Genomic DNA, 24,313 nt, shown 5'->3' with positions numbered 1-24,313 from the left:
TTTTTTCTATTTGTTTTATTGATTATCTTCTTGGTCATCTGTTGATTCGTCTGTTTCCTCTTCAGCTGGTTCCTCTGCCTCTTCTGTTGCATCTTGATCTTGCTCTTCTGTATCTTCTTCTACGGCTTCTTCCTCAACTGGTGTTTCTGCCGGCTCTCCAGTTGTTTCTTCCGCATCTTCCGTTTGTTCTTGATCTGTCATGTCTTCTCCCTCTTCTGCACTACATGCTGTCATAAGCGTAATTGCTGCAAATGCTCCAAATAATTTGACTAAGAAACTTTTACTCATCGTACCTGTCCCCTTTCAAATCAATTGAGCCACTATGTACGTGCATCAACATGGCTCTTGAGATGATTATAGTTCAAAAAAAAGGAAAAAAGAGCGTTTTTACAGTCTTCTAACAAACTCTTTACACTATGCTCATTTCTTTATATTTCTCATTCATTTCCTTTACAAAGTAACAAAAAGCGAGCCACTTCAGCTCGCTTTTCCTTACAATGATTGATCATCTATACTATTTAAATAAGCCTTAATCTCACCAACAACTGACTTTACGCAACCGTCTTCAAAAGGAGAAAGCAAATTGGCTTCTTTCACAAGAGAAGTAAACGACTTACTTCCACCCAGCTTACATAAGTGCAAATAGTCTCTCCATGCCTCTTCATGATTTTCATTATCTTTTTTCCAAAATTGAAATGCACAAATTTGCGCCAGCGTGTAATCAATATAATAAAATGGATCGTTATAAATATGGGATTGCTTTTGCCAAAATCCGCCGTTTTCAAGGTAAGCTTCCCCATCATAGTTTTTAGAAGGCATGTATTTATGTTCTAGCTTTCTCCATTCATTTTTTCGCTCTTTTGGCGTGAGCGTTGGGTTTTCATAGACAACATGCTGAAACTCATCAACTGCTACACCATAAGGTAGAAAAAGAAGGCCTGAGCTTAAATGAGTAAACTTATACTTTTGTGCGTCTTCTTTAAAAAAACTTTCCATCCACGGCCACGTAAAATACTCCATGCTCATAGAATGAATTTCAGCTGATTCATAAGTTGGCCAATAATATTCCATTACCCCAATATTTCGGCTTTGATATACTTGAAAAGCATGTCCTGCTTCGTGAGTTAATACATCAATATCACCTGAGGTCCCGTTAAAATTCGAAAAAATAAACGGTGCTTTATAACGTTCTAAAAACGTACAGTAGCCTCCACCCGCTTTGCCTTTCTTTGCAACTAAGTCCATAAGATTATTATCCATCATAAAAGCAAAGAATTCATCTGTTTCTGCTGAAAGCTCACTATACATCTTTTTACCTTTCTCAATAATCCAGCTTGCATCTCCTTTTGGGGTTGCGTTGCCTGTTTGAAATTCAAACGACTCATCATAATAGAGTAATTCGTCAACTCCAATACGATCTGCCTGTCTCTTTTTAAGTTCTTCTGCTAATGGAACAATTTCTGTTAAGACTTGCGCGCGAAATGCTTGAACCATCTCTGCGTTATAGTCTGTACGAGTCATACGTGCATACCCAAGCTCTACAAAATTTTTATACCCCAGCTTTTTTGCCATTTTTGTTCGTACTTGAACTAACTCATCATAAATCCGATCAAATTCATCTTCATGGTCTTTAAAAAATTGAAAGCGTGAAGTCGCAGCACTTTTTCTAGTTTCTCTGTTTGGTGACTGCATGAAAGGCTCCAGCTGAGCAAGAGTGCGTTCTTCACCGTCAAACATAATTTTAGCGGAGGCTATAAGCTTCGTATACTGAGAAGAAAGTCTGTTTTCTTGTTGTAAATCTTCAATGATAGACGGATGGAACGTTTTTAATTGGTTTTCAGCTAATGCAAATAGCTGCGTTCCTAATGCAGCCTCTAGCTCTTCGCGAAAGCTTGATGAAACAAGCGCTTCGTAGTATTGATGCATAAGCTCTTCATACAGAGGGTTGATTTCATCAAAATAATCCTGTTCGTTTTGATAAAACTCATCGTTTGTATCAATGGAATGGCGAATATAACATAAGTTGCTCATCGTACTATAATCTGTTCGCAACTCGTTTAATTCTTCAATCGCTTCGTACTGTTTTTCAATGGTTTTAGCTTCTTTTAAAATGCCAATGCTTTGTTTAAACTCTTTTTTCAGCTGATTTAAATCCGGTCTTTCATATGTATATTGATGAAATGTCACGTCTTTTTCCCCTCTCTTTTATAGGCTCATTTATGTACTTCGTGATGATTACATAATCTCCTTTAAACAATCCGCAATCGCTATTTTCTCACACAAAAAAAGCATCAAACCGATGCTTTTTTGCTTTATTCAGACGGCGTATACTCATCTGCATAGTGTCCAATTTTCTTTAGTAGCGAAATGGCTACTTCTTGCTCTTCACTTGTAAGAACAGATAAAATACTATGAATGCGCTTCTCATGATCAGGAAACATGCTTTCAATCATTTCTTTTCCTGCTTCTGTAATTTGCGCATACGTGACACGACGATCATTTGGACAAGCTACACGCTCTAAAAAGCTCTTTTTCTCTAGCTTGTCAATAACATACGTGATGCTACCGCTTGCTAATAAAATTTTGCCACCAATTTGCTGAAGAGGCTGTTTTCCTTTATGATATAAAAGCTCTAATACAGCGAATTCAGTTGGGTTCATACCGTGTTGTTGAATAAACTTATGAACATGCTCCATAACGGAACGATTCGCTCTTGATAGAACAATGAATAATTTTAAAGATTGATCTAATTCTTCTCGATTTACTGTTGAATCCATTTTTATCAGTTCCTTTTTTAATTTATCTCGATATCAAGATAATACTAAAATCTGGTTAAAAAGTCAACGAAGCAAGCTAAACAGTAGATTTCTTCTAGTTGTTCTACTACAATAGATATAATTAGATTAAAAAGGTGAAGCTTATGAAACCATCTCATTTATTTTTTAATTCAGCAATTGGTTCACAAAAACCAGAAACCATTGTAAATCGTCAAAATCCTTGTCCATTCTGTGATGTGGACTCCTTAACAGGCATTATTGAAAAAGAAGATTCAATTATTTGGTTAGAAAACAAGTACCCAGTTCTCCAAAATGCTTACCAAACTGTGATTATCGAAACAGATCAATGTCAATCAGAACTATCAGAATATCCAAAAGAGCATTTGTATAAACTGTTTTCGTTTGTCACTACTCGCTGGCTACAGATGATTGAGAGTAAAAAATATGAGTCCGTCTTATTCTTTAAAAATCACGGACCCATGTCAGGTGGTTCTCTTCGCCATCCGCATATGCAAATCATTGGATTAAAAACGTTTGATACAAGCTCAAATATTACTGAAGCACATTTTGAAGGCATCTCAATTCAACAAAATAAAGATGTCGAGTTTAACTTATCTACAAAGCCAAGAATGGGATTTTTTGAATTTAACATTGTGACATCGAATATTGAAGAACATAATAAAGAAGTAGCTGATTATATTCAAGCTGCTACTCATTATTTGCTTAATCATTTCCATCGTAGCTGCACGAGCTATAACCTGTTTTTTTATCAGTTGGATGATGGACGAAGTGCATGTAAAGTGATTCCTCGCTTTGCAACCTCTCCGCTGTTTGTTGGGTATGGAATCCCTCAGGTGTCAAACAAAATTGAAGAGATTGCAAAACAAGTTCACTCTCTTTATTTTTCAAAATAAGCAACAATGAAAAAAGCTTGAAGTAATGTTCTTCAAGCTTTTTTCATATGAGAATATGAAAGAAGTTCTGCTTTCGCGAAAGAATAAAGAAGATTATAATGAGTGTAGTAATGATGTGGAAAGATAGAAGAAAAAGGAGATTGTTATGACAGACGTACTTATAGGCAGTATTCTTTCTGCACTATCTACAGGACTTGGTGCTGTGCCAATTCTGTTTATGAATCAGGCAGTAACGCACCGTTGGAAAGACGTGTTGCTCGCGTTTACAGCCGGAATTATGATGGCTGCTTCAACAATGAGCTTAATTCCTGAATCCCTTGCAAGCGGAAGTTTTTATTCGTTAGCAATCGGGCTTTTACTCGGGGTCATGACGCTTACAATTTTAGAACAAAACATACCTCATATTGACTTAGAGCATTCTAAAACAGGGATTCAGTTTGACGAAAAAGCTTTATTAATTATTGCAGCAATTACGCTACATAACTTGCCAGAAGGATTATCAGTTGGTGTAAGCTATGCATCTGATGCAGAAAATACCGGAAACCTGATTGCTTTAGCCATCGGATTACAAAATGCACCGGAAGGATTATTAGTTGCTTTGTTTTTAGCACAGCAAAATATCAGTAAGTTCAAAGCATTTTTTATTGCAACATTAACAGGATCAGTAGAAATTATTACGTCACTACTTGGTTTTTATCTCACTAATTTTGTCGAGTCTCTTGTGTCGTATGGATTAGCATTCGCAGCTGGAGCAATGTTGTTTATCATTTACAAAGAGCTAATACCGGAAAGTCATGGAGATGGAAATGAACGCTTTGCAACGTATTCTTTCATCATGGGCCTATTATTTATGGTTTTTCTTATTAACTTCTTTTAAGGTACAAGTAGATATAGGGCAGATTCGAGCACAGCTTTGCTGCCCTTTTTTACGATTTTGAAAAAGACAAAAAGCGACTGATTGTTGCTGTAATGCTTGTCCGATCTTCTTCCTCACGTAACAGTTGTTTTTGATAAAGCGTTAAAAGTTGATCTAGCTCTTGACTACAGGTAATCGTTTCTTCACTTGATAAACCTGTTTTTCCACCAATCTCCACCATTTTTTGTCTTTTCCTCACAATTTGTATAAATAACGCTTCTGATTTACTTTGCTTTTTTAAACCAAACACAAGATCCTCTCCTATTAAAAGAAAAATTAGCCTATAACGCATTATTACAAATTCTACTAAATATGTAAATAGAGTCGCAATAATAGACATTTTTCTTATAAAGTTTTTTTAGCCTAAAGAAAGAAAGCGTTATCAACGTTGATTTCTCAACCTTTAAATTTTAGAAAAAAATTCCTCTTCGACAAAACATGCAAATATGACAACGCATCTACAAATTCTGCAACGTCTCCTTTAGACGATAAAACCGACGTGATAAATTCACGTCGGCCTCTGATTATGTCGCTTTTTGAGAAGCAATTTGAACCGCATCCCAAACGGTAGCAAAAGGCGGAGCATAGCTAAGATCTAGCATGGTTAATTGCTCGGTTGTTAGCCGTGCCGTAATGGCTGTTGCAAACACATCAATCCGCTTGGCTGCTTCTGACTTACCCATAATTTGTGCTCCTAGTATAATATGTGTATCTTTTTCATAGATAAGTTTAACCAACATTTTTGTTGCATCTGGATAATACGGCGTATGATTATAAGCGTCTACCGTAACCGCTTTATATTGAAGGTTTTCTGCTTTTGCCTCTTTTTCAGTAATTCCAGTTTTAGCAACTTCTAAATCCATAACTTTTAGGATGCTGGTACCAATGACACCTGGGAAATGTTTATCTTCTCCTCCTAGGTTTGCGCCTAAAATTCTCCCTTGCTTATTAGCAATTGTACCAAGTGAAAAATGAACTGGCTTTTTCAACACAAGATGGTAGCTGCTTGCACAATCACCTGCTGCATAAAGGTGCGGAACGTTGGTTTCCATTTTGTCATTAATGAGGATCGCACCGTTTTCGAGCATTCGAATGCCGTTTCTCTCTAAAAAAGATGTATTTGGCTTCACTCCCACATTTACAATAACAAGGTCTGCTTCATGCGTATTTTTATTGGTGCGAACCGCAGTTATTTTTTCACGGTCTGCAATTAACTCTTCTACTTCTTCATTGACATGAAAAGCAATATCATTTTTCAGCTCGCCCTGTATTCGTGTAGCAATTTCTTCGTCAAACATGGATAGTATATGATTCCCGCGCTCAATAACAGACACTTGCTTTCCTAATAGATGCATGGTCTCTACTAATTCCATTCCAATATATCCACCGCCGATAATCACAACTTTTTGTACATTTTCTTCTTTTAAATAACGATGGATGTTCGTACTATCTTCTAACGTCTTTAATGAAAAAACATTTTGAGCATCAATCATAAAGGGTGGCTTTACAGCTGAAGCTCCCGTTGCGATAATAAGCTCATCGTACGACACTTCTTGTGACTCATTTGTTTGATGATTATGTACAACAACATATTTCTTTATGTGATTCACTTCTTTTACTTCATGTTGAAGATGAACCGTGATATCACGCTCTTTAAACTCATCAACTGTTCGAGCGATAAGACTTTCTTGCTCTTTCACAACACCTGATAAATAATACGGCATACCGCATGCACTATATGAAACATCTCGACCTTTCTCAAATACAATAATTTCGGCTTCTTGATCTAAGCGACGCAGCTGAGATGCTGCACTCATACCACCCGCAACGCCTCCAATTACAATAATTCGCTTCATTTTATAGCCTCCTTTTTATTTGCATATTTCCCTTACTTTGCCCGATTTCAAACAAAAAAATTGCACGAAGATGACAAAGTCACCTCGTGCAATCTACCGTAATCATTTCTTTGAACGATAGTATGTAAGAGCTAAAGCCGCTGCAAGAACCGTTCCTTTAATAATATCTTGTGTATAATACGGAACATTTAACATCGTTAAACCATTTAAGAGAACTCCAATTAAAATAGACCCTAGCAGCGTGCCAATAATATTCGGTTTACCTGCTCCAAATACAGAGAAGCCGATATAGGCTGCGGCAACGGCATCCATTAGAAAAGGAGCTCCTGCATTCACTTCTCCTACCCCAATTCGCGCTGCTAACACAACTCCTCCAATCCCCGCTAGTAAGCTAGATAACACATAGGCATACATGCGGTAGCGGTTGACTGGAATTCCTGAAAGCCTCGCTGCTTCCATATTTCCACCCGTTACATAAAAGAATCGTCCGTATTTTGTATACGTGAAGAAAATATGTACAACAAGGACAGCAAGGAGCATAATAATTACTGGCACCGGAACTCCCAAAACATGTCCTTGTCCTAAGGCTAAAAAAGAAGGAATAAAGATTCCAGGTGCACGCTCTCCACTTTCTAAAGGCATATTCGTATAAATAGCCGATCCTTTCGTATAGGTTAACAAGATTCCCTGCACAATAAACATCATTGATAGCGTGGCTAAAATATCAGGAATTTTAACTTTCACGACAAAAAATGCATTCACAAGCCCTACAAGAAGTGAAGCTAAAATAGGAATCAACAATGCCACTAGCAGCTCTTGACGGTGCAACACAAGCATCGATGCTGATAGAATGGTTGCTAACCCAGCCGTCGAGCCAACTGATAAATCAAGACCATTTACAGTCAGTGAAATTGTCACACCTAATGCGATAAGCGTTACAATTGAAATCGAACGTAAAATATCGCTGATGTTTCCTGGAGTTAAAAAATTGGGTGAAGCAATTGAAAAAAAGATGGTGACTAATAAAATGGCTACTACCGTACCGTATTTTGTGACAAACTCCATCAGCTGTCCTGTTTGTTTCTTTGCTTTTACTTGTTCATTCACTAACTCTGCACTCATACCGTTCCTCCAGACGCGTAATAAAATAGCTGTTCATACGTTGCTTCTGCTTTCGATAGTTCTTTTACAATTTTCCCGTTATACATAACGTAAATTCGATCAGCCATGTTGACCAGTTCATCAAATTCACAAGTTGCATATAAAATGCCTTTTTGCTGTTTAGTTAGCTCATTCATTATTGAGAAAATCTCCTGTTTGGAGCCGATATCAATTCCTTTTGTTGGCTCATCAAATATATATACATCGGTCTCTTTTAAGAGCCATTTACCAATAGCTACTTTTTGCTGATTCCCACCGCTTAGCGTTTTTACTTTTTGCTCAACAGACGAGGCTTTAACACCAACATTCGCAGCAACACTCTGAGATGCTTCTTTTTGTTTTCGCTTTTGTACAAAAGACCATTTCGTAAAATCTTTTAAGCTTGGAAGTGACAAATTAAGTACAATCGATTCGTCTACTAAAATGCCTTCTTTTCGTCTTTCTTCTGGTATGAGAGAAAGCTTATTTTTAATATAGTAACGAGGAGAGCGATTTACTAAAAGCGGATGATTGCGCATTGATAGCTGACCCGCTGTTTTGTTCTCCAGACCAAATAAGCTTCGACATAGCTCTGTTTTCCCTGCACCGACAAGTCCCGCAATGCCAACAACTTCACCTTCTTTAACATGAAAGGTAATATCTTGTAGTACGTTTGGCAAAGACAACTTTTCCACACGAAGCAGTTCAGTTCCCACCGCTACCTCTTCACGTACCGACTCCTGCGCTACTTGCTTCCCTAGCATAAATGTAATCATTTCTTGCATTGTAGATTGCACAATTGCTTTTGTCACAACATGCTTTCCATCTTTTAAAACGGTGTAAACGTCGCATAGGTCGCTAACTTCTTGAAGGCGATGAGAAATATAAATAATACCCATGCCTTTTTTCTTTAAGTTCGTCACAACTTCAAACAAACGCTTTGTCTCATGTTGACTTAGCGGTGCTGTTGGTTCATCCAAAATAATATATTCCGCATCTTGTAAGATCGCACGAGCGAGTAATACCTGCTGCTTTTCTGCTAGCGTTAATTCCGATACATTCTTTTTAACGTTTAACGTTGAACCCAGCATAGCAAGCGCCTTTTTCGCTTCAGTATCATGTTGCTTCCACTTAACAATTGCAGGGCTACCTTTACTTGTTTGGCGGTCCAGCACAATATTCTCTGCCACCGTTAGTGATGGTACAAGCGCGACATCGACTTCTTGATGAACAATTGCAATACCTAAGTTTTTTGCGTCTTTTGGAGAACCAAGCGTAACAGAATGACCATTTTTGTAAATGGTCCCAGTATATTCTGAGTATGCTCCAGATAATATTTTCATCAGCGTACTTTTCCCTGCACCGTTTGCTCCCAGTAAAGCATGGATTTCGCCTTTTTTCACGGTAAAGCTCACATCTTGAAGCGCTTGAAATGATTCAAATGACTTTGCGATATGCTTCATTTCTAATTGTTCGATCGTCATCTGCCTTCTCCTCTACTCTTTTTGATTCCAAGCTTCTACAAACTCACCCACTTGGTCCATATTAATAGGCGCATCAGGTAAATCATCCTGAGTGATGAGCGTTGGGTTAAACGAGTAATATCTCGGTATGTCTTGTCCAGCAATTCTTTGCAGAACAAATTCCACTTGCTTTTCACCAATTGCTGCTGGATTTACCGCTGCTGATGCTTTCCATGGGCTATTTTCTTCTTGCATCATCTGCAGATCTTCATCCGATAAATCGACGCCGTAAACTTTAATTTCATCTCGGCCAGCTTCTTTAATTGCACGCGTAGCTCCTTTGGCGAATTCGTCCCAAGGTGCCCATACCGCTGTAATGTCGCCTTTGTTTGGATATTTTTTCAAGATAGCCGCCATTTTTGTTTGAGTATCTAGCGATGTATTAGATGTAGCGTTTCCAAATCGCGCTACTTCTTCTACGTCCGGATAACGTTCTAGCATTGCTTCATAAATGGTGTTTCGCTTTTCCATTGGCGCAAAACCACCAACAAAAATGTACACAATCTTTCCTTCGCCATTAATATCCTGCATCATTTGCTTTAAGCCTTGCAGCGCCAACATATAGTCATCTTGATCAATCGTTGTTACGCCGTCTACATCTAGCTCAACATCAAATGCAACAACGGGTATACCTTTTGCAACGGCACGCTTCACGCCAGGTTCCAACGTTTCAGAACGACCGTGCTTAATGATAATACCATCCACATTTTGATTAATTGCCGTATCTAAATACGCTGCCATTTTTGACTGATCGTTGTTGGCATCTGACACGGTAAGCTGAATACCTTGTTCTTTGGCAGCCGCTGTTGCACCGCTAATATACTGGGCTGCGTGCGTTCCCGTCGTAAACTCGGCAATAAGAGCGACTTTCGTATCTTTACTAACGTTTTTTGCTGTGAAATTCGCCTCTGTCTTTTGTTCTTCTTTGACTTGTGGCTTACTTGCCGCGTTTATATCCGGCTGTTCGTTTGTACATCCAACCGTAACGAACAGGACAAATAGCAATAAAATAAATGGGCTGTACCATTTTTTTACATATTTCATCTTCTTCCTCCATCTATTACTATTCTCATAAAAATAGTAAGAATTATTCCTAGCGCAATGAAGAGCAAGCGCCGACTTAAAGCTTTTATTGCTTAAGAAAATGCCGCTTCATCAAGAAGAGAAGCGGCATTTTCTTGCGTTAACCACGCATACATCCTGCTATTTTTCCTTGTCTACAATCTCAATTTATTCGTAGATTGGCACCCAGCCTTCTGTTGTAACAAAAATACGAACGGCTACTACTTTGCGATCTTCCATTAGTGTAAAATAATGACGCACATTTTCTGGAACAGAAATTAAGTCACCTGGCTCTAACTCGACATCAAAGAATGAACCATCTTTTCCTTGAATGACGAAAATACCATGTCCACTGACGATAAAACGAACTTCGTCGTCCGTATGGTGATGCTCACGCTGAAAGTTTTTTAATAACTCTTCTAAGTTAGGTGTTGTATCTGATAACGAAATCACATCTTGTGCTTGATAACCTCGTCGCTCAGAAATATCCCTAATCTCTGTATCAAATGAAGCTAAGATTTCTTCTTTTTCTTCGTCTGTTAAATTAAATTTTTCACGCAGATTTTCAGGTAGCTTTGTAATATCCCAATTTTCATAAATGACTTCATTATTAGCTAAAAAACTTGCTACCTCTTCTTGATTTTCAATGCGTGCATCTGTTGCATGTAAACGAACGTTTGCCATATGTAACTCCCCCTTAAGTAAGTGTTGATTGATTATATTTCTTTAGTGAAAGAATTTTCACGTGATAACTAAATAAAAACTCGTATGCTTCTAGCGCTTTTTTCGCTTCAAATGCATTTTCCCCCCATACGGTAATACCGTGGTTACGAATTAAAACAGCCCCTTGATCCGCCGTTACATATTCAGCAAAGACTTCAGCTAACGTCGGAATGTCCGCATAATTCGGAATAATCGGAACGGTAACCTCTGCATCTTCTTCCCAAATACCGAGTGCTTTAATAATCTCTTGCCCCTTAAACGTTACTTTTCCTTCGTCACCATATAGTTCAGAAATGACGTTGTTATCAATTGTATGTACATGCAGGCTGCACCCAGCGTTTGTATGACTATAAACCTTAACATGTAAAAGCGTCTCAGCGGAAGGTTTCAAGTGTGTTTCTTCCGCTGCTTTCCCATTGCTATCTACAAGTAAGAAATCTTCACTTGTACGCTTTCGCTTATCTTTTCCACTAGCTGATACGAAGAAGGTTGTTGGCTCTTCACTTACTTTAATCGATAAGTTACCACTCGTTCCAAAAAACCAATCTCGCTGTGCAAGTTCTTCTTTTACATCCGCAATCTCTTGTAAACGCTGCTGTGCTAAAATACTCATACTTCCACCTCCGATAATTCGTTAATATGTTCAATGACATCATGGAATGTTTCAAACGGCCGATGCGGTAAATGTAACTCTTTGCATTTCTGAAGCAAGAAATCACGTGCCAATACGCAATCAGCCATTTTTGCTGCCTGCAAATCCGTAATGGAATCTCCAATTACGATGATAAAATCTTTGTCATCTACCAGATTTCGTATAATTGACGGCTTACAGCAGCCACAGCCATTTTCACAGTGGCTATCGCATGTATGAGGCCACGTAATTTTAATCGTTTGCCCTAAAAAATCTGAGCCGTTGCAGTAAAGGTTCTTTTTATCTATTTTGCCGTCTAACATTGGCTCAACAAAAAAGTCAATTCCTCCACTGACAATATATAGCGGAATATCCTTTTCTTTTGTGTAATGCACAAACTGCTCGAATCCTGTTCGAATCTCCGAAGTTGATAAAATAAATGATACAATCTCTTCCTTTAAAGAGATTGGCAGTAAAGAGAACATTTTGCCAACGCCTTCTTGAATCGATACGCGCTCTGCCAACACATCATCTTTGATAGCTTCCCACTCACTTGGAGCAAACTTTTTCATAATAGCAATGATGTTATCGCTGTTTGTAATCGTACCGTCAAAGTCACAGAAAATCTTCACGTTCATCACCCCTTCACCTTCACTGCTCCCCATAGCTCAAGTGCTTTTTGTAGCGCTTCGTCATTTGTATCTTCTAAAGGCTGTCCAGCAAGCGTAGCATCAACTGCTGCACGGAATGCTTTTCCTCCACCGACTGCTCCATCTGGGTGACCGTGTACGCCTCCGCCTGCGTTAATAATGCTATCCACACCGAAATCGGAAATAAGCTGCGGAACCATGCCTGGGTGGATACCTGCTGATGGAACCGGGAACGTTTGCTTATAGGTATGTAGCGGTCTTGTTACCTCGTACGTAATTCCAGCTGTATCTTCAAGCGGCATCGCGACGCTGCCGTACGGTGATGGGAATAGTGAAAAATCTGCTCCAACAAGACGAAGTAATTTTCCTAGCAAAAGAGAATTTGAGAATCCATGAAATTCAGATGGTGTTAACGCACCGCTTACTGCTGGGTGAGCCATGATTGGTAAGTTAATATCATCATCTTCACGAAGAGCTTGTAGCACATCTAGTCCATATGCAAACACGTTAAACAATAGAGCATCGGCTCCGAGCTCCGCTGCTTTTCTAGCTTTCTCTTTTAAATCAAATGTACGCCCCGTTAAATTTACGGCATATAGCGTACGATGACCCATTTCTTTATATACTTCATCAAGAACTTTTTTCCCTTCTGTAATACGCTTTTCGAACGGTGTCAGTTCGTTGTCAAATAGGATTTCGTCATCCTTTACAAGATCGACACCTCCAAGTGCTTGTGCCCGAAGCTGCTCCGTTAAATAATCCATATCACGCCCAATTACACCTTTAAAAATACTCATTACAAGAGGACGATCGTACACTTTTAGTTTCTCACGAATCCCTTCAATTCCAAAGCGTGGGCCAGGAAAAGCGGCTAATGCTTCTTGTGAAAACTCTAAATCTAATAATTTTACTTTTCCGTCTAATGATAGTTTTCCGAAAACAGTAACTAAAATAGCAGGTAAATCATTTGTATAATTAGAAAGCGGATAACCAATTTTCACAATCGCTTGCTTTGTCGTTTGCTCTAAATAATTGTTGACGCGATCGCAGTCTTCAAGTGGCGTAATGTCAACTACGCGCCCTTTGTGCTTTCTAAGTTGCTCCTGCTCAAGCTGAGGTAGATTTGTCCAAGAACCTACCGTTAAGCCTAGAGCAATGCCTTCTGCTTTTTTTTCAAAGTTTCCTTTTTCATCATGTAATAAATAACTTGCAACGATTTCACTCATTTGCTTCAAACTCCCTTGCTGTAAATTTCCCATCGTTACGAAATAAAAAAGCCTCTTCTTGTGAGAAAGAAGAGGCTTTTTTGCTCTCTTCTTATCTCTCAGCTACTGCTGCAAGATTTAGCACCGTGCTTAACAAAACGTTAAGTCGGTTGCCGGGCTTCACAGGGCTAGTCCCTCCACCTACTCTTAATAAGAAAATTGCTATTTATATTGTATAATCGATTTTCACGCTAATCGTATTCATCAAAAATATGTGTTTATGAATCAACAACTTCTTACATATTAAGCCAACTCAAAAAGAATTGTCAACGTATTTTTTGAATAAATTTAATTTAGCAATTCGATCAACCGCTTCTTTCAGTCGATCTTCATCGGTTAATAAACCTACGCGCACATAGCCTTCTCCGTATTCACCAAACCCAATTCCAGGAGCAACAACGACGTGTGCTTTTTCAAGTAACAAATCAGAGAATTCTTCTGATGTATAGCTTTTTGGAACCGGCAACCACGCAAAAAACGACCCTGGTGGGGCTTCAACGTCCCATCCGATTTCACGCAGTCCATGAATGAGAACCTGGCGACGAGATTCATAGCGTTCGACTAGTTCATCTACGCAGTTCTGTGACTCTAGTAAAGCAACCGCGGCTGCTTGCTGTATTCCGCTAAATACACTTACAAATAAGTGATCTTGTAAAAGATTAATCGCTTCAATAACGCTTTCGTTTCCAACAGCAAAACCGATGCGCCACCCCGCCATATTATACGTTTTGGATAGCGTATAAATTTCAATGCCCACTTCTTTGGCACCTGGAGTTTGCAGAAAACTAATGGGCTTTTGACCATCAAACCCAATTGCGCCGTACGCAAAGTCATGTACAATGCACGTATCGTACTGGCGAGCAAATTCAACCGTTTTTTCGAAAAATGATGCCGTAGCTACTGCGCCGGTCGGATTATTTGGGTAGTTTAAAAACATGAGCTTAGCTTTTTGCTTCACTTCTTCGCTTATTTCCTCGTAAACTGGTAAAAAATCATTCTCTTTTTTCAAGGGCATAGCTTCCATTTTCGCTCGTGCTAGCTCCACTCCTGACCAATAGTCTGGGTAACCTGGGTCGGGCACTAAAACTGTATCTCCAGGGTTAAGTAAACACTGAGGAATTTCTACTAACCCAGCTTTGCCTCCAAACAAAATAGCGACTTCTTTTTCGGGATTTAGCTGGACACCGTATTCTCTTTCGTAAAACGCTGCTGCCGCTTTTTTCAAAAAAGCTTGTCCGCGAAACGGTGAGTACTTGTGGTAGTTTGGATTTTCACTCGCGTCTTGAAGTGCCTTGACAATATGAGGGGGCGTTGGCTGATCTGGGTTTCCTTGCCCTAAATTAATCACATCATGCCCTTCTTTTATTACTTTTGCAACTTTGCTAACAAGGGATGCAAAAAATTGTTTCGGTAAACTCTTCAATAGTTCTGATTGTTCAAACTGCTTCATGTGAACACCTTCTCAAAAAATTCTTGAAATTCTAGTCACAAATAATATATTGTAATAGTCAACTTGTAAAGTCATTTTTATAAAATAAATCAGGATGGTGAAGTTTAATGAGCTTAAAAGTAGCGTGTTTGCAACTTGATCTTGCATTTGGAAACCCTAAAAAAAATTACGAGCATGCTGAAAAAAAAATGAAGGAAGCACTGTTTGAATCTCCAGATATTCTTATACTGCCAGAACTTTTTGATACGGCTTATGATTTACAGAACCTCGACGCTATCGCGGACTCAGAAGGTAAGCAAGCGACTAGCTTTTTCTCTGCTTTCGCCAAAACACACAGCGTGAACATCATCGCTGGATCAGTTGCTAAGAAAACAAAAAGCGGCGTTACGAATACAATGTATGTCTTTAATCGTGAAGGCCAGGAGGTCTCGCAATATAACAAGCTACACTTATTTAAGCTGATGAATGAGCACTTATTTCTACAACCAGGTGAAACCAAAAACATCTTTACGCTTGAAAACTCATTATGCGCAGGCGTTATTTGCTATGATATTCGCTTTCCAGAATGGATTCGCGTTCATACAAGCGCAGGTGCAGAACTCCTTTTTGTGGTTGCTCAGTGGCCCAAGCCAAGACTTGCTCACTGGAAAGCACTTCTGGTAAGCAGAGCCATTGAAAATCAATGCTACGTGGTTGCCTGCAACCGCTCTGGAGACGATCCAGCTAACACATTTGCTGGTCATTCGTTAATCATTGACCCTTGGGGAGAAATTATTGCAGAAGCAGGTGAAAATGAAGAAATACTAACAGCAGACGTTGATTTATCAACCGTAAAGGCAATCCGAGAACAAATTCCGGTCTTTACAGATCGTCGCACAGAATTTTATTAAATTTCGCTGTTGACATCCAAAAATTCACATGATACGATGTTCTCCAGAAGTTACTAATAAGTCAAACAAATCAAAATTAAATAATATCTTTACTCTTATCAAGAGTTGGCTGAGGGATTTGGCCCTATGACGCCCAGCAACCGACCGTAATACCATTGTGAAATGGAGCGCAGCTTTTTAGCGCTATAAAACAATTCGTTGTTTTATGAAGGCACGGTGCTAATTCCAACAGAAAGAGAAATCTTTCTGGCAGATAAGAGGTTTGAATGACAATCAAGCCTCTTTCACTCACCGAAAGAGGCTTTTATATGATTTAAAAGCCTCCGGTATACTTATTTTTTATGGAGGTAGATAACGATGACAACAACAACTTATACATATGAGCCACTAAATGAAATTACAGCAATTAGACTTGTAAAACAGCTGAAGTTATTTTCGGAAAGTGAAGCTCTTACAGCTCGTGAAATTGGTGATGGCAATTTAAACCTTGTTTTTCATATTGTGAACGACCAAACCAACAAGTCCATTATTGTAAAGCAGGCTCTTCCTTATGCGAAAGTTGTAGGAGAAAGCTGGCCTTTATCACTCAAGCGCGCAACGATTGAAAGCAATGCGCTCAAACAGTTTGGCAGCTTAACACCCGAACTCGTTCCAGACGTTTATTATCATGATGAAAACTTAGCTGTTACGGTCATGGAAGACCTGTCTCACCTAACAATTTCTCGTACAGGATTAATCCAAGGAGAAACATACCCACTTCTTTCAGAACATATCGGTAGATTTTTAGCTCATATTGCATTTGAGACGTCTGACTTTGCGATTAAGCCACAGGAGAAAAAAGAGCTGGTTGCTCAATATATTAACCCTGATTTATGCAATATTACAGAAGACTTAGTGTTTACAGATCCGTTTTTTGATTACAATACAAATGAATTTGAAGAAACGCTTCGAAGCGATGTAGAAAACTTATGGACAGATGAAGAAGCTAAGCTTGAAGTAGCTAAGCTTAAACAAAAGTTTTTAACAAGTAGCCAAACGCTTGTACACGGTGACCTGCATACGGGTAGTATTTTTGCTAGTGAGCGCGAAACAAAAGTTATTGATCCTGAGTTTGCGTTTTATGGGCCCTTTGGCTTTGACTTAGGACAGTTTGTTGCCAATCTTCTGCTTAACACCTTGTCTCGTCCTGCTCAAAAACGCAGTGTACTTTTGGATCATATCACCAAAACGTGGGATGTTTTCCAAACAACATGGAACAAACTTTGGGTTGAGTCTAAAGTGGAACCGTTCGTTAAAAATCCAAACTATTCCGACTATATCTTACAACAAACGTGGACCGATGCTGTTGGCTACGCGGGGTGCGAGTTAATTCGACGTACAATTGGATTGGCGCACGTAGTAGATATTGATTCATTGCCTGATGAAGAGCGCTTAAACGCTCAAAAAGCAGCTCTTCGTTTAGGACGTTATTTACTAACTCATCAAACAGAAATTAGTGCACATGATTTTAAGAACTTGATTGAAGAATGAAAGGAGCCCAACATGACACACACTCTTACACTCCCTCGTTCAGTTGAATGGAAGGAAACGTTTATTTCACTGCTTGACCAGCAGCTATTACCAAACACAGTTGAATATATTAAGCTACATACTTTACAAGACGTATGGGACGCTATCGTTACGCTAAAAGTACGAGGGGCACCTGCAATCGGCATTACCGCAGCGTTTGGCTTAGCGCTTTCGCTTCAAAACTACGATGTACAGACGATTGAAGAATTCAAAAAAAAGCTGCAGGCCGACAAAGAATTTTTGGCGAGTTCTCGCCCAACAGCCGTCAACTTATTTTGGGCGTTAGAACGCGTAGTAAACAGCATCAATAACGCCATTTCCATAAATGAGGCTAAAACACTTGTTATTCATGAAGCGATTCAAATTCAAGCGGAAGATGAAGCCACCTGCTACCGCATAGGTGATTATGCATTATCGCTGTTTAATAAACACGATCGTGTTATGACAATTTGTAATGCTGGCTCGATTGCCACAGCATATTATGGAACTGCTTTAGCGCCTTTTCATATTTCAAAAGAGCGTGATATTCCGCTGAAAGTATTTGCGTGCGAAACACGCCCCGTTCTCCAAGGGGCACGCTTAACGGCATGGGAGCTTCAAAAATCAGGCGTAGATGTGACACTTATCACAGATAGTATGGCTGCACATACCATTAAAACAAAAGGGATTAATGCCATTATTGTCGGAGCTGACCGTATTGCAGCTAACGGTGACACTGCTAATAAAATTGGAACATATGGGCTTGCACTTTTAGCAAAAGCATTTAATATTCCGTTTTATGTAGCAGCTCCAAAATCAACGTTTGATTTATCGATCGCATCAGGAGCAGAAATTCCAATTGAAGAGCGCTCTGCAAAGGAAATTACGCATATCGGTGATGTACAAGTTGCTCCAGACAATATTTCTGTTTATAACCCGGCATTTGACGTTACGCCAAGTGAATTCATTACAGCCATCATCACAGAGCATGGCATTATTCACTCACCTTCTGTCGATACAATTAAACTCGTACTAAACTAAAAAAAAGAGAGAATCTCAGGTTACAATGTGATTCTCTCTTTTTTGCTTTGTAACATAAATGTAACAGTAATTTATCATCTACCTACATATATTATAGTTAGTTTTATCATGTTAAGCGAAATCTGTATAGGAGGGGTAACTATGACCAAACAAGAACATCCCGACTCAACCTGTAAAAAGCGAAAGCAGCGGGCACGAAAGGAGCAATTTCAGCTTTTAGATGTTACAAATCAAACCATTCAGCAAGATCATTCAGACGAAACGTTCACGTCTGTAGATGGTGTATTTGTACAAGGGGAAGGATGGAAGCTAGAGAACGATGATGAAGCCTAGCAGCGCTACGCTAATACAACCTTTCCGTTTGCTACTTGTATTCCTTCTAACGTTAAAAGCCGCTCTTTTAAATGAACCTGTGCTCCTGCATAGCCAGTTAAATCTTTTGATGCGCCAACAACACGATGACAAGGTAAAAAGATAGGTAGACGGTTTCTACGATTTGCTTGTCCTACGGCACGAACAGCTTTTGGCTGTCCAATCATACTTGCTAACTGTTTATAGGAAATGACTTCTCCATATGGTATGGTTTTAAGTTCTTTCCACACCTTTTGCTGAAAAGCCGTTCCTGTTATTTCTAACGGAAGATCAAAGTTTTGCCGCGTTTGAACTACATACTCATGTAGCTGCTTTGTCGCTTCTTTAATATATTCATGATTTTCGAGCAAAGTGGCCGTTCCCTTTGTTTGTAACATCAACTCATCAAAAGAAAAGAATAAACCGGAAATCCCTTTATCAGAACATGTAACATACACATGTTCATTGTCAAACAGCGGAATGCTTCCATAGTAATTCATCGTTTTCTCCTCTCTATTGTACTTGGGAAACGGGTAACGTCACATGAAATGTTGTTCCGACCCCTAACTCACTTTCTACTTCAATATATCCCTTATGTTCTTCTACTATCTTATAAGACACCATCAGTCCAAGTCCAGTTCCTTTTTCTTTTGTGGTATAAAACGGTTCTCCTAGCTTACGAATTCGCTCTGGGGGCATGCCTTCTCCTTCATCATGAATGGATACTCTCATATAGCGATTGTTAAGATGCTTGACCTCTATGGAGATTACCCCTCCACCCTTCATCGCTTCAATTGCATTTTTAATTACATTAATAAACACTTGTTTTAGCTGATGAGGCTCACAATAAACCTTTGACAATGATGGATCGAAGTCTGTTTCAAATTGAACATTTTCAAGTAAAGCTTGAGCATTCAATAAATCAATCGTCTCTTGTACGATGACGGCTAGTGATTTCTCTTCAAATTTAATTGCTTGTGGCTTAGCTAATACTAAAAACTCTGTAATAATTGATTCAATTCGCTGCAGTTCAGACGTAATAATATCAAAATAAAGCGAATGACCTTCTTTCATGCTATCTTCAAGTAGCTGAATAAAACCTTTTAATGCGGTCATTGGATTTCTTATTTCATGCGCAATGCCAGCTGCAAGCTGCCCTACTACTTGAAGCGTATCCGATTTCCGAATTTGCTCCTCCATTTGCTTTTTCTCCGTTACATCGCGAATAATTGTCATGTATAGGCCTGGTAAAATACCTTTTTTCGTCGAAAACTCAATTTGCTTCACTTTACCGCTAGCTGTTTTATACTGAATGTCTCCTTCTCCTTCACCTTTGCTCTCAATCGTAGCCTTATGCTCAATGACTAAATCAAAGTTAGAGGATGATAAAAACATTTCCATCGTTTGGGAACAAATGTCTTCCTTCGTTTGTTCTAAAATTTCACAAGCAGGCTCATTAACATCAATGATCTGCTGCTCTCCGTCCCATAAGATTAAGCCATCTATGGAACCATCAAAGATTTTACGAAACTTTTGTTCATTATTCCGAAGTTCTTGCTCCATTTTGGTTCGCTCGCTGATATTGCGAAAAATGGTTAAATGATAGCCTTCAATAATGCCTTTTTTCCCTGTAAACTCAAGCTCTTTTTCTTCTCCGTTTGGCATATAAAAGGTAAGCTCTTCCCGAATCTCTTCCTGCTCAATAAATTGATAATAAAGCTTCCATACGTGACGATCTTTTTTATTAATAAACGTTTGAAGATTTGTGCCGATTAGTTCTTCTAAGGGTAGTTCAAATGTCCTAGAAGAAGCTGCGTTAGCATTTACAATTACCCCGTCATGACGCCAAATTAAAATAGCTTCAATTGCATCTTCAAAAATGGCTCGAAAATTTTTCTCACTTCGCAACAATTTCTGCTCCATTCTTCTTTTTTCCGTTACGTCACGCATAATTGACATATAGTAACGACTATAAATATTTGCGGTTGTCGTGAATTCAAAAAAAGTTATGTCTCCATTTTTAAGCTTAATCGGAAGTTCTCCGCTCGCTTTTCCTTGCTTCTGAAGAAGGCGCCATAATTTTTTTAGCTTATAGTGATAAGCAGGCTCAACTAATTCTGTTAACGTTTTTGTTAATAAGTATTCTTTTGGAAAATTCAACCGGTCACAAAACGATGGATTGACATCAATCAGCTGCCCTGCTCGATCAAAAATGACAATCCCATCAACCGCTTCGTTGAATACGTCCATAAACATATGCTGACTCAAAAAGCGTTCGTTCTCCACCATTTTTTGTGCTGTAATGTCACGGAAAGTACAAATCTTACTGCCAGAGGCTTCGCTTCGTTGTTCGCACGTAAACTCTACATATTTTACGATGCCATTTTGCAAGTTCATTGTACCTTTATAAGTAAACTTCTGATTTTCTACTAGCGTTGGATAATAATCATTGATGACATCATACGGAAACAACATAAGAAAGTCTTTTAATTGATATGCAATCAGTTCATCATAATGTTTGTCAAATAACTGACTGGCTGCTTCATTAACATGCTGAACGCAAAAATTCTCGTCAAATACAATAATTGCATCTGAAACTGCATTAAAAATGGCACGCAACTGCTTTATTTCTTCGTGTTGGTCTTGTTCAATCGGTAGTTGCCGATGTGGAGCCATGCCACATCCTCCTTTCTAAACTCTTTCTTCCTATCAAAAGACAAAGCTATTTCGACAAATTTCTACTCTCTTTCATAATCTAACGATTCCCAGGTAGATATGTGCGCAGTCATTGATAGGCACATTAGTCACTAATACACTATTATTCTACAAATTTCTTTTTTCACCTTTAAAAAAACAATGAAAATCTTCCTGAAAAAAGTCCGCTACGCGTACATCTATACACATAGCGGACTTTTTAAAAAATTATTTCCAGAAATCGTCGAATACTGAAATAGGCAGGCTGCGTTTATGAGCTGTTTTAACGAAATGACTCTCAATTTTCCTACTTGCTTCCTCCCCAACTTCTTTACCTTCTAAATAGTCATCAATTTGATTATATGTAACTCCTAATGCTTCTTCATCTGGCAGCTGTGGACGATCTTCTTCTAAATCAGCTGTCGGTTGTTTTAAATATAAATGTTCAGGGCAACCTAATTCTTTTAACAGCTGTTTGCCTTGGCGCTTATTAAGACGGAAAATCGGCACTAAATCTGCGCCACCATCTCCAAATTTCGTAAAGAATCCAGTCACTGCCTCTGCAGAATGATCCGTACCAAGCACAACTCCTTGATGCATGCCAGCAATGCTATACTGTGCAATCATACGTTCACGTGCTTTTACGTTTCCTTTGTTAAAGTCAGAAACAATTTCTCCCGTTGCTTCTTCGACTGCCGCAATCATTGCATCTACAGCAGGCTTAATGTTAACAGCAACCGAACGACTTGGTTGAATGAAGGCTAGAGCGTCTTGACAGTCTTGTTCATCAGCTTGTACACCATACGGTAGACGCACAGCGATAAACTGATATGTTTCTTCGCCTGCTTCTTCATTTAATTCTTCTATAGCCATTTGGGCAAGCTTACCTGTTAACGTAGAATCTTGGCCTCCTGAAATGCCTAGTACAAATGAACGTAAAAACGAGTGCTTCTTCATATATTCTTTTAAAAAGTCGACACTTCTACGAATTTCTTCTTTTGGGTCAACAACTGGCTTTACTTTCATTTCGTCAATGATGTACTGTTGCTTCGTCATATGGTCCTCTCCCTGCCTCTAATTGTTATACATGAGTTAATAGCTGAGACGCTCTAGAGCGCGCTTCATTGATTTTATCCATCTTATTATTCCAACAATTTGTGCTAAGGTCCACAGGGTATTCGGTTGGTCGCAGCACTTCTTCGTTCGATTTAGCAATCATTTTATAGTCATCCCACAAATGATTAAGGTTTTGTAAGCAATATGCGCGCATCTCTTCGACTGACGGCTGTTTGTAGATGAGTTTACCAGATTCAAAAATTTGCTTATGAATCTTACGGGCATGAAAATCTGTGACAAACTTACTTACATGAGTATAAACCGGATGAAACATCTTCAAATGATGCTCATCGTTTGGCTGCTCATTCTGCATGGCAATATAATCGCCTTCCCATTTTCCGTTTACTTGATTAACAATACGGTATACATCCTTTAATCCAGGCGTCGATACCTTTTCAGGATTATCTGACAGCTTAATGGTATCAACAAGCTCCCCGTTTTCACCTTCAATTGATACAAGTTTATAAACTGCGCCAAGCGCGGGCTGATCATATGAAGTAATCAGCTTTGTGCCGATACCCCAGCCGTCAATTTTAGCTCCTTGTGCTTTCAAATCCATGATGCTATGTTCATCTAAATCATTTGAAGCAAAAATGCGCGCGTTTTGAAACCCTGCTTCATCTAGCATCCGTCGTGCTTCTTGAGATAAATAAGGAAGCTTTCCGCTATCTAAGCGAATACCTACAAAATTAATGCGATCCCCCATCTCTTTAGCAACGCGAATCGCATTTGGAATTCCTGACTTGAGGGTATTGTACGTATCAACAAGGAAAATGCAGTTTTGATGAGATTCCGCATATTTTTTAAACGCAGTATATTCATCACGGTACACCTGTACCAGCGCATGAGCATGCGTTCCAGAGATTGGAATACCAAACACTTTTCCTGCTCGCACATTGCTAGTGGCATCAAACCCTCCAATATAAGCTGCTCGCGCTCCATATAACGCTGCATCAAGCTCGTGAGCTCTCCTTGCTCCAAATTCCATCAAACGATTATCACTTTGCTCATACACCGCATCTTCTCCAGCTGCTAAGCGAATTCGGGAAGCCTTGGTTGCAATTAATGGGTGAAAGTTTAAAATGTTTAAAAGCGGTGTTTCAATAAGCTGTGCTTCTCCTAACGGTGCATCCACTTGAAGAATAGGTTCATTCGCAAAAATCATTTCACCTTCTACCACCGATTTAACGTTACCCGTAAAACGAATTCCTTTTAAATAATCAATAAATTCATCTTCATAGTGCAGCTCGCTGGATAAATAATCGAGATCACTTTCTGAAAATCGAAAATTCGCGATGAAATCAATCATTCGTTCTAGTCCTGCAAAGACTGCGTAGCCATTATCAAAAGGCATTCGACGAAACGAAGCTTCAAATACAGACCTGCGTTTATGAATTCCATCTTTCCAATATGTATTGGCCATATTTAGCTCATACAAATCTGTATGTAAAGCTAAGCTATCGTCAGCATATCGCCTGCTCATCATTCGTACCCCCAACAATTTTTACAATTCCATTCCTGAATTATTCATACCCAAATACAAAATCCCACAGGAAAGGCGATTTATCGGCTTTCCTGTGGGATTCTCTTTTTCACTAAAAAAATGAAAAAAGAATCCATTTCTGTTAAGGTTAAATCGACTAAGAACTAACCAAAAGAAAGGATTCTTCTCATGATTAGATTACCGCAAACAACACTTCATTTCAATCACCAACTCAAATTAACTCACGATGGAGGCGAACTTTCTTCCGATACTGGCCAATTCA

Annotated in this window: 23 protein-coding genes and 2 riboswitches; of the genes, 6 read left to right on the top strand and 17 right to left on the bottom strand. The window is 39.0% G+C overall.

Annotated features, from left to right (window positions below; all coding sequences use genetic code 11):
* Positions 1–15: 15 nt before the first annotated feature.
* The 3 genes from A2U94_RS12090 to A2U94_RS12080 all read right to left on the bottom strand — a co-directional run bounded on the left by A2U94_RS12090 (position 16) and on the right by A2U94_RS12080 (position 2,777).
* Positions 16–288: a hypothetical protein gene (locus A2U94_RS12090; RefSeq protein ID WP_025908407.1), complete on the bottom strand. Its 273-nt coding sequence runs from the start codon at positions 286–288 to the stop codon at positions 16–18.
* 204 nt (positions 289–492) lie between these two features.
* The gene (locus A2U94_RS12085) at positions 493–2,187 is read right to left on the bottom strand and encodes a M3 family oligoendopeptidase (protein ID WP_025908406.1); all 1,695 of its coding nucleotides are present in this window, start codon (positions 2,185–2,187) and stop codon (positions 493–495) included.
* 125 nt (positions 2,188–2,312) lie between these two features.
* On the bottom strand, positions 2,313–2,777 hold the full coding sequence (locus A2U94_RS12080) for a MarR family winged helix-turn-helix transcriptional regulator (RefSeq protein WP_025908405.1): 465 nt from the start codon (positions 2,775–2,777) through the stop codon (positions 2,313–2,315).
* 143 nt (positions 2,778–2,920) lie between these two features.
* On the opposite strand from A2U94_RS12080, the gene A2U94_RS12075 reads away from it, so the two are divergent.
* Both A2U94_RS12075 and A2U94_RS12070 read left to right on the top strand, forming a co-directional pair.
* Positions 2,921–3,691: a DUF4931 domain-containing protein gene (locus A2U94_RS12075; RefSeq protein WP_025908404.1), complete on the top strand. Its 771-nt coding sequence runs from the start codon at positions 2,921–2,923 to the stop codon at positions 3,689–3,691.
* Between the two features lie 145 nt (positions 3,692–3,836).
* Positions 3,837–4,568 carry a ZIP family metal transporter gene (locus A2U94_RS12070; RefSeq protein WP_025908403.1) on the top strand — a complete coding sequence of 244 codons (732 nt, stop codon included), beginning with the start codon at positions 3,837–3,839 and terminating at the stop codon, positions 4,566–4,568.
* A 49-nt stretch (positions 4,569–4,617) separates the two neighbouring features.
* Here the strand turns inward: A2U94_RS12070 and A2U94_RS12065 are convergent, their stop codons facing one another.
* The 10 genes from A2U94_RS12065 to A2U94_RS12020 all read right to left on the bottom strand — a co-directional run bounded on the left by A2U94_RS12065 (position 4,618) and on the right by A2U94_RS12020 (position 14,907).
* Positions 4,618–4,857, bottom strand: coding sequence for an aspartyl-phosphate phosphatase Spo0E family protein (locus tag A2U94_RS12065; RefSeq protein WP_025908402.1), 240 nt, complete (start codon positions 4,855–4,857; stop codon positions 4,618–4,620).
* A 274-nt stretch (positions 4,858–5,131) separates the two neighbouring features.
* Entirely contained in the window at positions 5,132–6,463 is a 1,332-nt protein-coding gene (locus A2U94_RS12060; RefSeq protein ID WP_025908401.1) for a CoA-disulfide reductase, read from the bottom strand.
* A gap of 102 nt (positions 6,464–6,565) precedes the next feature.
* Complete coding sequence (locus A2U94_RS12055) at positions 6,566–7,585, bottom strand: ABC transporter permease (protein ID WP_025908400.1); 1,020 nt, start codon at positions 7,583–7,585, stop codon at positions 6,566–6,568.
* Positions 7,582–9,087 (bottom strand): sugar ABC transporter ATP-binding protein, encoded by a 1,506-nt coding sequence (locus tag A2U94_RS12050; RefSeq protein ID WP_025908399.1) that lies wholly within the window; start codon positions 9,085–9,087, stop codon positions 7,582–7,584. The genes A2U94_RS12055 and A2U94_RS12050 overlap by 4 nt, the downstream gene beginning before the upstream one ends.
* A gap of 12 nt (positions 9,088–9,099) precedes the next feature.
* Positions 9,100–10,170: a sugar ABC transporter substrate-binding protein gene (locus tag A2U94_RS12045; protein WP_025908398.1), complete on the bottom strand. Its 1,071-nt coding sequence runs from the start codon at positions 10,168–10,170 to the stop codon at positions 9,100–9,102.
* Between the two features lie 186 nt (positions 10,171–10,356).
* The gene (gene mtnD, locus A2U94_RS12040) at positions 10,357–10,872 is read right to left on the bottom strand and encodes an acireductone dioxygenase (protein WP_025908397.1); all 516 of its coding nucleotides are present in this window, start codon (positions 10,870–10,872) and stop codon (positions 10,357–10,359) included.
* A gap of 13 nt (positions 10,873–10,885) precedes the next feature.
* Entirely contained in the window at positions 10,886–11,524 is a 639-nt protein-coding gene (locus A2U94_RS12035; protein ID WP_025908396.1) for a methylthioribulose 1-phosphate dehydratase, read from the bottom strand.
* Complete coding sequence (locus A2U94_RS12030; RefSeq protein ID WP_035320189.1) at positions 11,521–12,180, bottom strand: 2-hydroxy-3-keto-5-methylthiopentenyl-1-phosphate phosphatase; 660 nt, start codon at positions 12,178–12,180, stop codon at positions 11,521–11,523. The genes A2U94_RS12035 and A2U94_RS12030 overlap by 4 nt, the downstream gene beginning before the upstream one ends.
* Complete coding sequence (gene mtnW, locus A2U94_RS12025) at positions 12,180–13,418, bottom strand: 2,3-diketo-5-methylthiopentyl-1-phosphate enolase (RefSeq protein ID WP_025908394.1); 1,239 nt, start codon at positions 13,416–13,418, stop codon at positions 12,180–12,182. Before mtnW ends, A2U94_RS12030 begins: the two co-directional genes overlap by 1 nt.
* A gap of 88 nt (positions 13,419–13,506) precedes the next feature.
* Positions 13,507–13,614, bottom strand: a riboswitch (SAM riboswitch).
* Positions 13,615–13,710: 96 nt separating this feature from the next.
* Complete coding sequence (locus A2U94_RS12020) at positions 13,711–14,907, bottom strand: pyridoxal phosphate-dependent aminotransferase (protein WP_025908393.1); 1,197 nt, start codon at positions 14,905–14,907, stop codon at positions 13,711–13,713.
* Between the two features lie 107 nt (positions 14,908–15,014).
* On the opposite strand from A2U94_RS12020, the gene A2U94_RS12015 reads away from it, so the two are divergent.
* From A2U94_RS12015 to A2U94_RS12000, 4 genes are all read left to right on the top strand, one after another.
* Positions 15,015–15,797 carry a carbon-nitrogen family hydrolase gene (locus A2U94_RS12015; RefSeq protein WP_025908392.1) on the top strand — a complete coding sequence of 261 codons (783 nt, stop codon included), beginning with the start codon at positions 15,015–15,017 and terminating at the stop codon, positions 15,795–15,797.
* Positions 15,798–15,889: 92 nt separating this feature from the next.
* A riboswitch (SAM riboswitch) is annotated at positions 15,890–16,057 on the top strand.
* Positions 16,058–16,154: 97 nt separating this feature from the next.
* Positions 16,155–17,327: an S-methyl-5-thioribose kinase gene (gene mtnK, locus A2U94_RS12010; RefSeq protein ID WP_025908391.1), complete on the top strand. Its 1,173-nt coding sequence runs from the start codon at positions 16,155–16,157 to the stop codon at positions 17,325–17,327.
* 12 nt (positions 17,328–17,339) lie between these two features.
* A complete protein-coding gene (gene mtnA, locus A2U94_RS12005; RefSeq protein WP_035320187.1) occupies positions 17,340–18,386 on the top strand; it encodes an S-methyl-5-thioribose-1-phosphate isomerase in 1,047 nt (348 codons plus the stop codon).
* A gap of 141 nt (positions 18,387–18,527) precedes the next feature.
* Positions 18,528–18,719 carry a hypothetical protein gene (locus A2U94_RS12000; protein WP_035320185.1) on the top strand — a complete coding sequence of 64 codons (192 nt, stop codon included), beginning with the start codon at positions 18,528–18,530 and terminating at the stop codon, positions 18,717–18,719.
* 5 nt (positions 18,720–18,724) lie between these two features.
* Here A2U94_RS12000 and A2U94_RS11995 read toward each other — a convergent pair whose 3' ends face one another.
* The 4 genes from A2U94_RS11995 to A2U94_RS11980 all read right to left on the bottom strand — a co-directional run bounded on the left by A2U94_RS11995 (position 18,725) and on the right by A2U94_RS11980 (position 24,030).
* Positions 18,725–19,237 carry a methylated-DNA--[protein]-cysteine S-methyltransferase gene (locus tag A2U94_RS11995; protein ID WP_025908390.1) on the bottom strand — a complete coding sequence of 171 codons (513 nt, stop codon included), beginning with the start codon at positions 19,235–19,237 and terminating at the stop codon, positions 18,725–18,727.
* A 13-nt stretch (positions 19,238–19,250) separates the two neighbouring features.
* Entirely contained in the window at positions 19,251–21,413 is a 2,163-nt protein-coding gene (locus A2U94_RS11990) for a PAS domain-containing sensor histidine kinase (protein ID WP_025908389.1), read from the bottom strand.
* Between the two features lie 246 nt (positions 21,414–21,659).
* Entirely contained in the window at positions 21,660–22,487 is an 828-nt protein-coding gene (gene nadE, locus A2U94_RS11985; protein ID WP_025908388.1) for an NAD(+) synthase, read from the bottom strand.
* 25 nt (positions 22,488–22,512) lie between these two features.
* Positions 22,513–24,030 carry a nicotinate phosphoribosyltransferase gene (locus A2U94_RS11980; RefSeq protein WP_025908387.1) on the bottom strand — a complete coding sequence of 506 codons (1,518 nt, stop codon included), beginning with the start codon at positions 24,028–24,030 and terminating at the stop codon, positions 22,513–22,515.
* Positions 24,031–24,313 lie beyond the last annotated feature (283 nt).

Source organism: Bacillus sp. VT 712 (assembly GCF_001614195.1).
GTDB lineage: Bacteria > Bacillota > Bacilli > Bacillales > Bacillaceae_H > Priestia > Priestia flexa.
Note: the sequence above shows the minus strand (reverse complement) of the source record. Positions and strands in the feature narration are given on the sequence as shown.

What these genes read in the sequence shown, in the direction of transcription:
- A2U94_RS12090 (WP_025908407.1), bottom strand. Translation starts at nt 288, where the DNA reads ATGAGTAAAAGTTTCTTAGTCAAATTATTTGGAGCATTTGCAGCAATT.
- A2U94_RS12080 (WP_025908405.1), bottom strand. Translation starts at nt 2,777, where the DNA reads ATGGATTCAACAGTAAATCGAGAAGAATTAGATCAATCTTTAAAATTA.
- A2U94_RS12075 (WP_025908404.1), top strand. Translation starts at nt 2,921, where the DNA reads ATGAAACCATCTCATTTATTTTTTAATTCAGCAATTGGTTCACAAAAA.
- A2U94_RS12070 (WP_025908403.1), top strand. Translation starts at nt 3,837, where the DNA reads ATGACAGACGTACTTATAGGCAGTATTCTTTCTGCACTATCTACAGGA.
- A2U94_RS12060 (WP_025908401.1), bottom strand. Translation starts at nt 6,463, where the DNA reads ATGAAGCGAATTATTGTAATTGGAGGCGTTGCGGGTGGTATGAGTGCA.
- A2U94_RS12055 (WP_025908400.1), bottom strand. Translation starts at nt 7,585, where the DNA reads ATGAGTGCAGAGTTAGTGAATGAACAAGTAAAAGCAAAGAAACAAACA.
- A2U94_RS12050 (WP_025908399.1), bottom strand. Translation starts at nt 9,087, where the DNA reads ATGACGATCGAACAATTAGAAATGAAGCATATCGCAAAGTCATTTGAA.
- A2U94_RS12045 (WP_025908398.1), bottom strand. Translation starts at nt 10,170, where the DNA reads ATGAAATATGTAAAAAAATGGTACAGCCCATTTATTTTATTGCTATTT.
- mtnD (WP_025908397.1), bottom strand. Translation starts at nt 10,872, where the DNA reads ATGGCAAACGTTCGTTTACATGCAACAGATGCACGCATTGAAAATCAA.
- A2U94_RS12035 (WP_025908396.1), bottom strand. Translation starts at nt 11,524, where the DNA reads ATGAGTATTTTAGCACAGCAGCGTTTACAAGAGATTGCGGATGTAAAA.
- A2U94_RS12030 (WP_035320189.1), bottom strand. Translation starts at nt 12,180, where the DNA reads ATGAACGTGAAGATTTTCTGTGACTTTGACGGTACGATTACAAACAGC.
- mtnW (WP_025908394.1), bottom strand. Translation starts at nt 13,418, where the DNA reads ATGAGTGAAATCGTTGCAAGTTATTTATTACATGATGAAAAAGGAAAC.
- A2U94_RS12020 (WP_025908393.1), bottom strand. Translation starts at nt 14,907, where the DNA reads ATGAAGCAGTTTGAACAATCAGAACTATTGAAGAGTTTACCGAAACAA.
- A2U94_RS12015 (WP_025908392.1), top strand. Translation starts at nt 15,015, where the DNA reads ATGAGCTTAAAAGTAGCGTGTTTGCAACTTGATCTTGCATTTGGAAAC.
- mtnK (WP_025908391.1), top strand. Translation starts at nt 16,155, where the DNA reads ATGACAACAACAACTTATACATATGAGCCACTAAATGAAATTACAGCA.
- mtnA (WP_035320187.1), top strand. Translation starts at nt 17,340, where the DNA reads ATGACACACACTCTTACACTCCCTCGTTCAGTTGAATGGAAGGAAACG.
- A2U94_RS12000 (WP_035320185.1), top strand. Translation starts at nt 18,528, where the DNA reads ATGACCAAACAAGAACATCCCGACTCAACCTGTAAAAAGCGAAAGCAG.
- A2U94_RS11995 (WP_025908390.1), bottom strand. Translation starts at nt 19,237, where the DNA reads ATGAATTACTATGGAAGCATTCCGCTGTTTGACAATGAACATGTGTAT.
- A2U94_RS11990 (WP_025908389.1), bottom strand. Translation starts at nt 21,413, where the DNA reads ATGGCTCCACATCGGCAACTACCGATTGAACAAGACCAACACGAAGAA.
- nadE (WP_025908388.1), bottom strand. Translation starts at nt 22,487, where the DNA reads ATGACGAAGCAACAGTACATCATTGACGAAATGAAAGTAAAGCCAGTT.
- A2U94_RS11980 (WP_025908387.1), bottom strand. Translation starts at nt 24,030, where the DNA reads ATGAGCAGGCGATATGCTGACGATAGCTTAGCTTTACATACAGATTTG.